The organism is Paenibacillus terricola (genome assembly GCF_014779765.1).
Taxonomy (GTDB): domain Bacteria; phylum Bacillota; class Bacilli; order Paenibacillales; family Paenibacillaceae; genus Paenibacillus_T; species Paenibacillus_T terricola.
Map to the genome: position 1 here is coordinate 173592 of NZ_JACXZA010000006.1, position 13434 is coordinate 187025.

The following is a 13434-nucleotide window of genomic DNA, read 5'->3' on the forward strand; positions in this document are numbered from 1 at the left end:
GGGGTTCCGCTTAACAAAATACAACGGGACTCCCTGCTCGTCCCTCGAATGCGCACTTGACCAAACAATCCGCCTTGCAGCTATCCGCAAAAAAGCCCCCAACTCACTTATCGTGAAGTTGGAGGCTTCCTTATTGCTATTCTTGAAACTACGCCTTCATTAAGCCAGCGTAATCGTGATCGTCACGTTGTTCTCGCCAGCAGGGACGATCACGGAGTCTCCGTCAACCGTTGCGGATGCGCCGCTTGCCGATGCAATCTCGCCAATGCTGTTCAGCGTTACGCTGAATGCTTTGCCGCTGCCTTGCAGAGCTACGGTGATCGTTTTGCCTTCGCGAGCGATGGAAACTGTCGTCTCGACAGCGCCTTTGATGTCGCGAACAGTAGCTGTAGCCGTGCGACCGTCTTCCAATGCATAGACATTGAAGTCTACACCATTGGAATAGTCATAGTCCGGACGCTGCTCGTTCGCGCCAAATGCGATAATCGAGTTCGGACGCGCGAACAGCGGCAGGCTGTCGAAACCGTAGTTTTCTTTGTACCAGCCTGGTTGCTTCGTCTCGCCGCTCAGCACATGCGTCCACGTACCGCCTTGCGGCAGGTAGTATTGCACGTCGCCGCTCTCGGAGAAGATCGGTGCCACGAGCAGGTTGTCGCCGAGCATGTACTGGCGGTCGAGGAATTCCGTCGTTGGATCGTTCTGGAATTCGATGACCATTGCGCGTTGCGATGGCACACCAAGCTCAGTCGCTTGTCCTGCAGTGTCGAACAGGTAAGGCATCAGACGGCTCTTAAGCTTCGTGTAGAAGCGCGTAACGTCAACTGCTTCTTGATCGTAAGCCCAAGGTACCCGGTACGACTTCGAACCGTGCAGACGGCTGTGGCTCGAGAGCAAGCCGAATTGCAGCCAGCGTTTGAATACGTGCGTAGGCGCCGTGTTCTCGAAGCCGCCGATATCATGGCTCCAGAAGCCGAAGCCGGACAGACCGAGCGACAGGCCGCCGCGGAGGCTCTCTGCCATCGACTCGTAGTCCGCGTAGCAGTCGCCGCCCCAGTGTACAGGGAACTTCTGACCGCCAGCCGTAGCCGAACGTGCGAACAATGCTGCTTCGCCTTTGCCAAGCTTCTCTTCCAACACGTTGAATACAACTTGGTTGTACAGCTGCGTGTAGAAGTTGTGCATTTTGTAAGGGTCGGAGCCATCATGGTATACAACATCCGTCGGGATGCGCTCGCCGAAGTCTGTTTTGAAGCTGTCTACGCCCATGTCCACGAGGTCACGCAGGTAGCCTGCATACCATTCGCATGCTGCTGGGTTCGTGAAATCAACGAGCGCCATACCTGGCTGCCACAGATCCCACTGCCATACGTCGCCGTTCGGACGTTTCACGAGGTAGCCGTTTGCTTTGCCTTCTTCGAACAGACGCGAACGTTGTGCGATATAAGGGTTGATCCATACGCAGATCTTCAGACCTTTCTCGTGCAGGCGTTTCAGCATGCCGACTGGGTCCGGGAACGTACGCTCATCCCATTTGAAGTCCGTCCAGTGGTATTCCTTCATCCAGAAGCAGTCGAAGTGGAAGACGTGCAGCGGCAGATCGCGCTCAGCCATGCCTTCTACGAAAGAGTTAACCGTAGCTTCGTCGTAGTTCGTCGTGAACGAAGTCGTCAGCCACAGACCGAACGACCATGCCGGAGGAAGTGCTGGCTTGCCAGTCAGATCCGTATATCTGCCCAGTACTTCTTTGATCGAAGGACCGTCGATAACGAAGTATTCGAGCGATTCGCCTTCAACGCTGAATTGCACTTTCTTTACTTTCTCCGAACCAACCTCGAAGGATACGAGTTCAGGCTGGTTGACGAACACGCCATAACCTTTGTTCGAAACGTAGAACGGAATGTTCTTGTAAGTCTGTTCAGAGCTTGTGCCGCCGTCTTGGTTCCAGAGGTCGACAACTTGTCCGTTCTTAACGAATGCCGTGAAGCGCTCGCCAAGGCCGTAGATGAACTCGCCTACGCCGAGATCCAGCTCTTCGCGCAGCCATCTGCGGTCTTTGCCTTCTGTAATATAGGCCATCGAACGAGGGCCGCTGCCCGTCAGACGTTCGCCGCCGCGGTAGAACGCAACGCTCCACTCCGCGCCTTTGCGAATGTGTGCGCTCAGGTTGCCGCTCGTCAGAATCGTTTCTTCTTCTGTTTCCGTAATCGTTACGTGGCCAGCCGATTGCGGCGTCAGCTCGAACTTCGGTCCGCGCTCAACAACGCCTGCATAGTGAATCAGCTTAACGCCGATAACGCCTGGTGCCGGCGAATGGAATTTCACCGTGAACTGCAGCGTATCCAGCATGTTGCCGCGGGTCATAATCGGAATTGGAGAAACATAAGCGGTAAGATCGTCGCCGTTACGTTCTACCTCATGCGCTTGAGTAGCTGCTTTTACGTTAAAGCCTTCGCGAATAAGCCAGTTACCGTCATGGAATTTCATGGTTTGGTTTCATCCTTTCGATGCATTATAGGATAGGAATTGCATGTATTAACGTATATAGTAGTATTATACTGACTTCTATTCGGTCTAACTATCATAATTATGAGTAACTATAGCACGATTCTGATCTTACCTATTCATCCATGACAGAAAGGCTGAATGCCAACGATGGATCTCTACGCCAAGAATACGTTACGCGAGGACCGCCTGCACGGCGATGCGATGCTCCCCATGGCAACCTACTTGATTGAACGGGAAGCTGGAGAGCCCATATTGGATACACACTGGCACCAGGAGGCTGAATTTTTCTGCGTGCTGGAGGGCGAAGTCCAGTTCCAGATCGATACCGACTACCTCATCGTTCGCGCAGGCGAAGCCGTCTACATTGACGGCGGCGACATGCACGCCGGACACTCGCATAATGGATCTCCCTGCATCTTCTGCGCAATCGTATTCGATGCGCAGTGGCTCGCTGGCGCAAGCTATGACGCCGTTCAGGCTGGTTTCATTGCACCGCTGCAAGAGAAACGCCGCACGCTTCCAAGGCACATCAAACCGGACACGGAATGGGGACAGGCCGTGCTCGATCATTTGCACGCTATTATGGAAGCCTATGATCGTCAAGCGCTCGGTTTCGAGGCTGCGCTTAAGGGACGTCTGCTGCTTATTTTCTCCGAGATTGCCGCTGCCGGTCAGTGGCGCAAACGTTCTGCGATTAATGCTGCCGAAGTCGTCAAGATCGATCGGCTGAAGACGATTATCGTCCATATGCAGCAGCACTACGACCGACCGCTTCGCATTCGAGAGCTTGCCGATCTCGTTCCGATGAGCGAGGGACAGTTCATCCGCTTCTTCAAATCGATGACGCACAAAACGCCGATCGACTACTTGAACAGTTACCGGGTGCGCCGTGCGGCTGAGCTGCTGCGTGACACCGACCGCAAAATCTCCGACATCGCTCTCGAGGTCGGCTTCGAGCATGTCAGTTATTTCATTAAAGTGTTTCGCAAACAGCACAAAACGACTCCTTCCGAATATCGGAAAGAGTCGTCTCGTGAATTGGATGCTGCTGATATGGATTGAGGACTAGTGATGCGCACTCTAGCGCACCGCCTGCTAGCCTCTAACGAACTCCAACAGTATTAATACGCTGATACGGAGATCTGCAGTTTCTAACGAACCTCGTATGCTCTATTAATGCTGCATCCGGCCTGAAGGCCTTATTTTATAGCAAATAAGAGTTCCCAAGTTCGTTAGCACCTTATTGTGCCCTTATTGCGCCGAATAAGCTCGCTGTGGTTCGTTAGCCTTCCGATGGCTCGTCCAACAATTAGATGACGCTGCCACCATAGATGAAGCGGTATTCCCAGTGCGTGCCTTCGATGCTGCTAATCTTCACGCCGCCGGATTCTTTGGAATATGTATGCAGAATCTGACCGTCACCCAAGTAAATCGCATCGTGCGAGATACGCTGCTTGGATTTATCGATACCTGCGTAGTCGGAAGCCTTGGAGCCCTTGTAATCCATGAATACAAGAATGTCGCCGCGCTTCAGTTGATGCCAGTCATAGACGGCATTGCCTTTGCTCTTCACGTATTCGCCCTGGCCGCGGGAGTCCGCAGGAAGCTTAAGGCCGATGCCTTCCAGGTACATCTGACGGAACAGATCGGAGCAGTCGAACGTCGTCGTCGTGTTGCGATCCGAACCAAACTCATATGGCGTACCCAAGTACTTCATGCCCGTTGCGATTACTTTCTCGATCTGTGCTGCACGATAAGCGTCCGCCTCACTCGTTGAACCGCTGGACGAACCGCCGGATGTGCCGCCGCTAGAGGATGAACCACCGGTCGAACCTGTGCCGCTGCCCGAAGGCACGCTGCCGTTTAATTTCAAATATTTGCTGTCGGTAGAGACGTAACCAACTTGACCGTTCGTTTCTTGAACGCGATACCAGCTGGCATTCGTCTTCTCCAGCACGACGACTGGCTCGTCTTTCTTCAGCATCCGGATGACGCTGCTCGATGTTGACGGGCTTGTCCGCATATTAACGCCATACAGCACCGTCGCGGTTGTCGTTCCTGCTGGTGTCGACGTGCTGCCGCCACTGCTGGACAAGGTAACGTTCAAATATTCACTTGAAGTTGATACATAGCCGATTTTACCGCTGCTATCTTGAACTTTGTACCAATACGAATTCGTCTTCTCAAGTACAACCAGATTTTCACCCTTCTTCACCATTCGGATAATGCTGCCCGAAGTGGATGGACTGGTGCGCATATTGACGCCAGATTGTACAGTTGCCGTACCGACCTGCGCTGCGAAGACGTCTGCTGCCGGCACGAGGAGTGATCCAAATGCGAGCATTGTTGCCATTGAAGCCGTTAGGAGCGGTTTCTTCCATGAAGTAGTAAGCATTGGTTTGATTCCCTCCATAGGATTGTTTGTTGTGGTGTGGAAATATAATCCCATTGTACGAGGTGATCGAAAGGACGAGCATCTGACGTTCTTCCCAAAGTGGATTTTACCAATCTAGGCATATCGAACCTTGTCGAATCTAACCGCTTATGGGCCAAAATAAAAAGCGCCGAATGGGCGCTTTTCTCATCGTTCTCATATTCTGCTACTGGCTTGACGTTGACCATGCAATATTCATTGAAATCGTCTCATAATTGGTGTCTTATTGGGCGTTTGCCCAATATAGTCCATACGAACTAACTGACGTAAAAGATGCCGTCACAGGAAACATTTACATACTCCAAACGATGCGTTACTGTGGCGTTTTGCGGCAGGCTCATGCTGATGATGGAACTAATGTTAGACAATCGAATTCGTTCGATCCTCCTGTTCAACAGATGCTACCGTTGGCTCAGAGGGCTCCATATGAACATGAACGCTCATAATGTTGTGTTTGCGCTCCATCCGCTGCTCAATCTCGTCGCTGATCCGATGACTCTCTACGATCGACAGCGTTGGGTCAACGGTGATGATGACGTCAATCAGAACATTGCTGCCGTGTACGCGGGCTTTAATGTCTTTGATTTCCCGAACGCCTCGGGTACGCGCAATCGTTCCCCGTAGTGTGTTTAACTCCTTCTCGTCGAACCCATCCGTTAGCGCATGAGTCGAGCTGTAGAAGATATCCCACGCCGTCTTGCAAATGATGATGCCAACTGCGAATGCTGCAACAGTATCGAGCCAAGGAAAACCCAGCTGCGCGCCAAAAATACCGACCGCTGCGCCAATACTGACAAGCGCGTCAGATCGATTATCTTTGGCCGCGGCCATTAGCGCTTGGTTGTTGATTCGGCTGGCCAGCTTCTTGTTATACGTATATACGAACATCATAGCTGCAGCCGCAGCGACCGCAACCCATGCTGAAGTCAGACTAGGCGCTTCGCCCGTCCCTTGGAACAATGCCCGGACCGCATCAATCAGCACCTGCAGGCCGACCGTCGCCATAATAAACGAAGCAATAAGGGCCGCAATCGTCTCCGCTCGAAAATGCCCATACGGATGGTCCTTATCCGGAGGCTTCTGCGAGATGCGCAGCCCAATTAGCACTGCCGTCGACGCCACAATATCCGTCAAGTTGTTGAAGCCGTCCGCTGTAAGCGCCTGAGAGGCATAATAGTAACCCGCAACAAGCTTAATAGCAGACAATGCCAGATAGGCGCCGATGCTGATCCAGGCACCTTTCTCCCCTTGCTTGATCTCCGCATATTGGCTTTCATTCGTCACAGCGATTACCTCCAAATTTCCAATAACGGTATCATACCTGACGGCAATCGTGTGGGTCTAGAGCAACATTGTTGTCAAACCTCAACCTTCCTAACCCAGGCGCAACAAGTTTGACCAAGCTCAACTAAATGGGTAACAATCATAACTGATTGGATAGGAGTACCCGTTGTACCCTCCAATGTATTCTATGTAAAGAGAAACAGCCCATTACCGAGGAGGTATGGGCTTAATCAATACTATCTATATTCAAACTTTTTCAATACGTGCGGTTTTACGTTTAGAGAGGGCCTCAGATATTAATCGGTCTCGTTCCGGATTATCGACAGGGAGAGATTGTTTTACGTATCCACCAGCAAGACGAGCAACGTCATCAAGAGATTTCATTAAATTATCTTTCTTGTTCATATGTTCGTCACCCCTTATGTAGAGTATATCATAATCAAACGTTTGGCTGAAGATCCATCAATAATCATATATCCATGACCCAAATGATCTGCTCTAATCCTATGACCAACATAATATCTCATTAAGGGCAAAGATTTAGGTCCTGTTTTGGACTGAAAAGCGACAGCTCCTTCGTATCCGAGTTCCTCACTAATCTTACATGCAAAGCCCAACAAATGTTCACCGATCAGGTCAAACATTTTACCCTTGAAGTTATGAGGAGCAGATTCGATCAGATGAACAAAAATATGGTCCTCTTTAATTTCCAGAGCTATACACCCCTGTATTTCATCATCACCTCGTATGACCATCTTAAACACTTTAGTATTACCCTGTAACTCTAAAAGGTATCAAATATTTGTAAAATCACTTGAGACTATAACGAACATACACATAAATTAACAGAAAATAAAAATAGACCCACCCGTTACCGGGCAGGTCTCTCACAGCTGTTACTACTATTTATCGTACTTATCGAACGTAAATCCGCCCCAGCCGCCATTGTTGCTGTCCTCGCGGCGCTTCAGTTGATCCTCCTGCTCTTGCGAATCCCGGTCCTTCTCTTCGTAAGTCTCCACAACCGGATCGGAATCTACGTACGATTCCAGCTCAGGGTCTACAACCTGCGTGGTCGTCTTCGACAAAGATGGCTTCATCTTGCCCAGCTCATGGCCGCAATCGGTGCAGTAGCGGGCCATCAGCTCGTTCTCCGTATCACAGTTCGGGCAGATGACGCGAATTTCGCCGCTCGACATCTCAGGTTTCAGATCTTGTTCCGTTGCGAAACGAGTGCCGCAGTCCGGACAGAACTTGGCGTTCAGCGGGACAACCGTGCCGCAAGCGCAGGTTTTCTCCAGCTTGATCGCCTGAATCTTAAGATCAATCATTTCAATTTCTTGCTTCATAATCTGCAGCTTCTCGCAGCAAGCCTCAATGACCTCTGCCGATGCTTCATGCTCCCCGGACAGATGCGCTTCGAATACGGCTTCTCCGATCTGCGAATACAGTTTGCTCATATCTTTCTCGCGCGACGACTTCTGACCGTTCAACTTCGCGATCTCAAGCGTTTGCTGTGCTTTACGGGCCGCATCCGAGGCACCTTGCTTCATCTTGTCGAAAATAGACATCTGTATCGCCTCCCTTTCTCTTCATATAACCGTTACGTCTGCCATTCAATCTGGTTGCACAAACCTGCATCATTCTCAGGAGTTAAGGAGCCGACTCCCCTCCAGAAAAAAGACCTCGCGCTCCACTTCACAGTGGAACTTGAGGTCATTTCGCGTACGATTAAGCTTATTCAGCTGGGTACATACGGGCGCGCATCGCCTGCACATCCGCATTCTCCAGATACTCGTCGTAAGACATCGTACGGTCGATCAGACCGTTCGGTGTAATCTCGAAGATACGATTCGCTACCGTCTGAACGAACTGATGGTCATGCGATGTGAATAACATCGTACCGTCAAAGTCGATCATACCGTTGTTGAGCGCCGTAATCGATTCGAGGTCCAAGTGGTTCGTTGGTTCGTCCATAACGAGTACGTTAGAACCGGACAGCATCATCTTGGACAACATGCAGCGAACCTTCTCGCCACCGGACAATACGCTTGCTTTCTTCATGCCTTCATCGCCCGCGAAGAGCATGCGGCCCAAGAAACCGCGGATGAACGTCTCATCCTGATCCTTCGAGAATTGACGGAGCCAGTCAACGAGCGTCAGGTCCACGCCATCGAAGTAAGCCGAGTTATCTTTAGGGAAGTATGCTTGCGTCGTCGTAATGCCCCATTGGAAGGAGCCTTCATCCGGCTCAAGCTCACCCATAATGATCTGGTACAGTACCGTCTTCGCCAGACCGTTCGGACCAACGAGTGCGATTTTGTCGCCTTTGTTCACCGTAAACGTCAGGTTGTCGAGAATTTTCTCGCCATCGATCGTTTTCGTCAAGCCTTCTACTAGCAGCAGTTGCTTACCAGCTTCACGCTCTGGCTTGAAGTTGATGAACGGATATTTGCGGTTCGAAGGGCGGATGTCGTCGAGCGAGATCTTATCGAGCATCTTCTTACGCGACGTCGCTTGCTTCGACTTCGATTTATTCGCACTGAAGCGCTGAATGAACGCTTGCAGTTCTTTGATCTTGTCTTCCTTCTTCTTGTTCTGGTCGCGTTGCAGCGTGAGCGCCAGCTGGCTGGACTCATACCAGAAGTCGTAGTTACCGACGTACATTTGGATTTTGCCAAAGTCGATATCGGCGATGTGCGTACATACTTGGTTCAAGAAGTGACGGTCATGGCTGACTACGATTACAGTGCCTTCGAATCTCGAAAGGAAGTTCTCGAGCCAGTGGATCGATTCCATGTCCAAGTGGTTGGTAGGCTCATCGAGCAGCAGAATGTTCGGGCTGCCGAATAGCGCCTGAGCGAGCAATACGCGAACTTTCTCGTTGCCGCCGAGTTCTTTCATTTGCTTGTCGTGGAGATCCGTGAAGATACCGAGGCCATTCAGCATCTCAGCCGCTTCGGACTCTGCTTCCCAGCCGTTCATCTCAGCGAATTCAGCTTCGAGTTCACCAGCGCGGATGCCATCCTCGTCCGTGAATTCAGCTTTCGCATAGAGCGCGTTCTTCTCTTGCATAACGTCATAGAGGCGCTTATGGCCCATCATGACCGTCTCGATGACTGGGAACTCATCGTATTCGTAATGGTTCTGTTTCAGAACCGCCATCCGTTCGCCTGGAGCGATATGGACTTCGCCTGTATTAGGCTCGATCTCGCCGGATAGAATTTTAAGGAACGTCGACTTACCAGCGCCATTCGCGCCGATCAGACCGTAGCAGTTACCTGGTGTAAACTTAATATTAACATCCTCGAAGAGCGGTCGCTTACCATAACGAAGCGATACGCCAGTCGTGCTTATCATTGATTTAATCCCGTCCTCTCAAACGTGTTCATCAGGTTATTATAGCACAGAAACGCTCGTTCGTCATAACGAGTGCGATTGGGATAAACTGTTCTTTTGCAAATTTGTTATTAAACTTGTTCATCTCTCCCCCTCCGTCTCTGTCTGCGTCCATTATCATCCAGGGAATTCCAGCCAGCAACAGGATCATGCTAATCAAAAAAAGCTTTCCAGCCGACTGCTCAGCCAGAAAGCTATGGATGACATGCATATAATAGATGCCGCTTAGTCCCAGCTAAGCTTCACTTCGCCGCCGTTGGCCGACGATTCGTAGATGGCATCCAGAATCCGATTGTTCGTATAGCCCGTAATAACGGACGAAATCGGCATCGTACCTTCTTGGATAGACGTGATAAAATGTCTCGCAACCAGCTCACGCTCATTAACGCTGTCCAACGGCTCGATTGCCTGCTTCACCACTTCATCGTTCTCGTGCTTCACAAGCGTCGCCGCATTGCCAATGATCGATACGCCCGCTTCCGTACCCATCAAATGAATAAACGGCTCATCGGTCAGATCCGCAGCATGCGCTGCCCAGCTAACGTCGAGTGACAGCGTTGCTCCGTTGTCCAGCTTGATAAGCGCCGTAGCCAAGTCTTCAACGTCATACTTGCCGTCCCAGTTCGGCGTCCCCCAAGTGCCAATGCCGCGCTTATGCGGACCGAACTCGGAATAAGTCGTGCCGAATACGGATACCGGCTTCGGGCTATCAACGAAATGCAGCGACAGGTCGAGCATATGAACGCCGATATCGATCAGCGGACCGCCGCCAGCCATGTCCATTTGGGTGAACCAGGAGCCCCAGCCCGGGATCCCTTTTTTGCGGAGCCAACCCGTCTTAATGTTGTAAATACGTCCGAGAGCGCCATCATCGATCAAGGCTTTCACTGCGCGGGCCAGACCCGTGAAGCGCATTTGCTGCGCAATCATGACCGTCTTGCCCGTACGCCGCTGGGCATCGACGATCTCTTTCGCCTTCGCCGAGCTGATCGCCATCGGCTTCTCGAGCAGCACATGCTTACCCGCTTCCAAGGCAGCAATCGTCAGAGGTGCGTGGAACTGGTTCGGCACTGCAACGACAACCGCATCGATGTCAGGATCAGCGATCAGTGCTTCTGGAGACACGTGTACGGTCTTGATCGAATGTTCTTCTGCACGTTTCTCCGCTAGCGGCAAATACGTGTCGGTTACAGCGCTAAGCTCTGCCACGTCGCCCAACTTATTCAAGGTTTCCATATGAACGGCGCCGATTGCACCAGCACCGATAATGCCGAAACGAATACGGGATGGAGAATTAATCGTCATAGTTGTATGCCTCCGATTTGGAATATACGTTTATTATAACCTTATGAAGCAAACGGTTGCACTGCGCCTAATTGGTGTTGTTTTGTCCGAATTTGCTGCGTTATTTACTTTATTATCAAAAGTTCGTCGATATGATCCGTTCGCATCCCAACTCAAGATCGGGTAAACTACTCATGACGAACATCTAATGATTGGAGGACTATTCCATGAAATTGTTATCGATAGAGCCAACGCCAAGCCCGAATTCAATGAAGCTGAACGTCGACGAGACACTGCCTCGCGGACATCGACATACATACCTGCCGGATAAATCCGAAGGCGCATCGGAGATCATTCGAGCACTGCTCGCCATCAATGGGGTCAAAAGCCTATTCCGTACCGCGGATTTCATCGCCCTAGATCGGAAGCCGAATGCGGACTGGCAGAGCATACTGTCCGAAGCCCGGCGGTTGCTAGCTGGTGACGACGCAGACGCTTCAACTGCAATCGGGGCGGCTCCGTCCGCTGACGGCTTCGGTGAAGCGCATGTACTCGTGCAATTCTACCGCGGCATTCCGATGCAGATACGGGTACGAATCGGTGAGCGCGAAGTGCGTGCTGCAATGGGACAGCGCTTCACCGATGCCGTGCAGGCGGCAGCCGGCACGACGTTCATACGGGAGCGCAAGCTTGAGGAGTTCGGCATTCGTTACGGCGAACCGGAAGAAATCGCAGCCGATATTGTACGCGAGCTTGAAGCGGCGTATACGGAGGAGCGGGTCGCTTCGCTGGTAGCGGCTTCGCAGGCGCAAGGCCCGGATGCAGTCGTAGAAGCACCGATTCGTCCTACCCCGCTGACAGCCGAAGAGGTTCTTGCGAAGTTCGACGCTGCCGATTGGCAGGAGCGTTATGCCGCGCTGGATCGACTGGCCGAGTCGACGCCGGAGGCGCTGCCGATGCTGCAGCGTGCGCTTGCGGACGAGAACGCATCGATCCGCCGCCTTGCCGTCGTCTATCTGGGCGACCTTCGCAGCGCAGAGGCTATGCCACTGTTGTTCACAGCGCTGAAGGACAAGTCTGTATCCGTCCGCCGCACGGCTGGCGATACATTGTCCGACATCGGCGATCCTGCGGCGATCGAGCCAATGATCGAGTCGCTGCGCGACAAGAACAAGCTTGTACGCTGGCGCGCAGCTCGATTCCTCTACGAAGCAGGCGACGAGCGCGCTCTGGATGTGCTGCGCGAAGCCGAGAAAGACGCCGAATTCGAAATCTCGCTGCAGGCGAGAATGGCTGTCGAGCGCATCGAGCGCGGCGAGGAAGCGGCCGGCTCCGTCTGGCAGCAAATGACGCAGCGCAATCGCGGAGGCGACGCGGAGTAACCGAAAGTGGAAATTGCAGTTGCAGATGCATATTCAGGTGCTGTAACGGACTCAGATAACGGACCGATACAATTTGCGAAGCAATCGGATGATAATCGATGCGGCAAGAAACTTGTAATCAACTTGTAATAAACGTCTCAGGTTCATTTCAGCTTCTGCCCGCATACTAACAGACAAGACCCCCCTTTATGAAATAGATATTGAACAGCCTGCGGCAATCGGTGCCGCAGGCTACTTTTTTGCCCTTACATCGGTATTGCGTCATGGATGCTGCCTATGTAACAGAGTTGATGCGACATTGTCACAGACTTGTAATAACCGTTTCAGGTTCCTTTCAGCTTCGCCCAGCATAATAAGTAACAAGACCCCCTTATGAAATAGATATTGAGCCTGCGGCGTTCGGTTGCCGCAGGCTACTTTTTTGCCTTCTATATGGTTTAGCGTCATGAATGCTGCCTATGTAACAAAGCTGATGCGACATTGTCACAGACTTGTAATAACCGTTTCAGCTTCCTTTCAGCTTCGCCCAGCATAATAAGTGACAAGACCCCCCTTTATGAAATAGATATTGAAAAGCCTGCGGCGATCGGTGCCGCAGGCTACTTTTTTGTATATAACCAAACGGGTATTGAAATCATTACTGACTTGGTTAAAATTTCAAATAGAGTGAATTAACTTAAAAGTGAGTTTTCACAACCTCTAAAGGAGCGTATCTCCATGCTTATCGGCAAACATTCCAGCAAGCTGCTAGGCTTGCTCGTCTTGTTCATTTTCTTATTCGGTTATCTGACCTATGAGAAGTTTGATCTTTATTTCTCGCTGGCCCCCTCTGAGAACCGCGGCTTGAAGCTTTTCTTATCCATATGTAATTTGATCTTTGTCTTATATTTGTTTAGTCTCTTCCGACTTCTGTATTTCAAGAAGAACACCGTGGAATGGAAGCAAGGATATCTCTATCTCAATGGGTCACGCGTTATATTGGGCTTCCAGTCGATTACGAGACTTGATCCATCGATGCTGAACATCAAATTTAATTCGTTATGGAGCATGAAGGTGCTTGGCGAACCATCTGAGATTACAGCATTCATCAACCAAGCAGCGCAGGACTTCCCGGCAAAAGTAAGTAAACTCGACAACGTTTAATGA

The 13434-nt window shown here is 51.2% G+C and carries 12 protein-coding genes; 4 read left to right on the top strand and 8 right to left on the bottom strand.

What is annotated here, in order from left to right; translation table 11 throughout:
* Window positions 1-159: 159 nt before the first annotated feature.
* Complete coding sequence (gene yicI / locus H8B09_RS22540) at window positions 160-2484, bottom strand: alpha-xylosidase (RefSeq protein WP_191205842.1); 2325 nt, start codon at window positions 2482-2484, stop codon at window positions 160-162.
* Between the two features lie 159 nt (window positions 2485-2643).
* Between yicI and H8B09_RS22545 the strand changes: the two genes are divergently transcribed.
* Window positions 2644-3567, top strand: coding sequence for a helix-turn-helix domain-containing protein (locus H8B09_RS22545; RefSeq protein WP_318152710.1), 924 nt, complete (start codon window positions 2644-2646; stop codon window positions 3565-3567).
* Between the two features lie 247 nt (window positions 3568-3814).
* Here H8B09_RS22545 and H8B09_RS22550 read toward each other — a convergent pair whose 3' ends face one another.
* The 7 genes from H8B09_RS22550 to H8B09_RS22580 all read right to left on the bottom strand — a co-directional run bounded on the left by H8B09_RS22550 (window position 3815) and on the right by H8B09_RS22580 (window position 10927).
* A complete protein-coding gene (locus H8B09_RS22550) occupies window positions 3815-4900 on the bottom strand; it encodes a C40 family peptidase (protein ID WP_191205843.1) in 1086 nt (361 codons plus the stop codon).
* 399 nt (window positions 4901-5299) lie between these two features.
* Window positions 5300-6223 (bottom strand): cation diffusion facilitator family transporter, encoded by a 924-nt coding sequence (locus H8B09_RS22555; protein ID WP_191205844.1) that lies wholly within the window; start codon window positions 6221-6223, stop codon window positions 5300-5302.
* 246 nt (window positions 6224-6469) lie between these two features.
* Window positions 6470-6628, bottom strand: a complete 159-nt coding sequence (locus H8B09_RS22560) for a hypothetical protein (protein ID WP_191205845.1) — start codon at window positions 6626-6628, stop codon at window positions 6470-6472.
* A 14-nt stretch (window positions 6629-6642) separates the two neighbouring features.
* Window positions 6643-6987 (bottom strand): hypothetical protein, encoded by a 345-nt coding sequence (locus H8B09_RS22565; protein WP_191205846.1) that lies wholly within the window; start codon window positions 6985-6987, stop codon window positions 6643-6645.
* Between the two features lie 138 nt (window positions 6988-7125).
* On the bottom strand, window positions 7126-7794 hold the full coding sequence (locus H8B09_RS22570) for a zinc ribbon domain-containing protein (RefSeq protein ID WP_191205847.1): 669 nt from the start codon (window positions 7792-7794) through the stop codon (window positions 7126-7128).
* Between the two features lie 166 nt (window positions 7795-7960).
* A complete protein-coding gene (locus H8B09_RS22575; RefSeq protein WP_191205848.1) occupies window positions 7961-9583 on the bottom strand; it encodes an ABC-F family ATP-binding cassette domain-containing protein in 1623 nt (540 codons plus the stop codon).
* 264 nt (window positions 9584-9847) lie between these two features.
* On the bottom strand, window positions 9848-10927 hold the full coding sequence (locus H8B09_RS22580) for a Gfo/Idh/MocA family protein (RefSeq protein ID WP_191205849.1): 1080 nt from the start codon (window positions 10925-10927) through the stop codon (window positions 9848-9850).
* A gap of 206 nt (window positions 10928-11133) precedes the next feature.
* Between H8B09_RS22580 and H8B09_RS22585 the strand changes: the two genes are divergently transcribed.
* The 3 genes from H8B09_RS22585 to H8B09_RS22590 all read left to right on the top strand — a co-directional run bounded on the left by H8B09_RS22585 (window position 11134) and on the right by H8B09_RS22590 (window position 13431).
* Window positions 11134-12288: a virulence factor gene (locus H8B09_RS22585; RefSeq protein ID WP_191205850.1), complete on the top strand. Its 1155-nt coding sequence runs from the start codon at window positions 11134-11136 to the stop codon at window positions 12286-12288.
* Window positions 12289-12294: 6 nt separating this feature from the next.
* Window positions 12295-12417, top strand: a complete 123-nt coding sequence (locus tag H8B09_RS30915) for a hypothetical protein (RefSeq protein ID WP_263576149.1) — start codon at window positions 12295-12297, stop codon at window positions 12415-12417.
* 588 nt (window positions 12418-13005) lie between these two features.
* Window positions 13006-13431, top strand: coding sequence for a hypothetical protein (locus tag H8B09_RS22590; protein WP_191205851.1), 426 nt, complete (start codon window positions 13006-13008; stop codon window positions 13429-13431).
* Window positions 13432-13434: the final 3 nt, after the last annotated feature.

Bases quoted from the DNA above. Each gene is read 5' to 3' on its own strand.
- yicI (WP_191205842.1), bottom strand. From the start codon at position 2,484: ATGAAATTCCATGACGGTAACTGGCTTATTCGCGAAGGCTTTAACGTA.
- H8B09_RS22545 (WP_318152710.1), top strand. From the start codon at position 2,644: ATGCCAACGATGGATCTCTACGCCAAGAATACGTTACGCGAGGACCGC.
- H8B09_RS22550 (WP_191205843.1), bottom strand. From the start codon at position 4,900: ATGCTTACTACTTCATGGAAGAAACCGCTCCTAACGGCTTCAATGGCA.
- H8B09_RS22560 (WP_191205845.1), bottom strand. From the start codon at position 6,628: ATGAACAAGAAAGATAATTTAATGAAATCTCTTGATGACGTTGCTCGT.
- H8B09_RS22570 (WP_191205847.1), bottom strand. From the start codon at position 7,794: ATGTCTATTTTCGACAAGATGAAGCAAGGTGCCTCGGATGCGGCCCGT.
- H8B09_RS22575 (WP_191205848.1), bottom strand. From the start codon at position 9,583: ATGATAAGCACGACTGGCGTATCGCTTCGTTATGGTAAGCGACCGCTC.
- H8B09_RS22580 (WP_191205849.1), bottom strand. From the start codon at position 10,927: ATGACGATTAATTCTCCATCCCGTATTCGTTTCGGCATTATCGGTGCT.
- H8B09_RS22585 (WP_191205850.1), top strand. From the start codon at position 11,134: ATGAAATTGTTATCGATAGAGCCAACGCCAAGCCCGAATTCAATGAAG.
- H8B09_RS22590 (WP_191205851.1), top strand. From the start codon at position 13,006: ATGCTTATCGGCAAACATTCCAGCAAGCTGCTAGGCTTGCTCGTCTTG.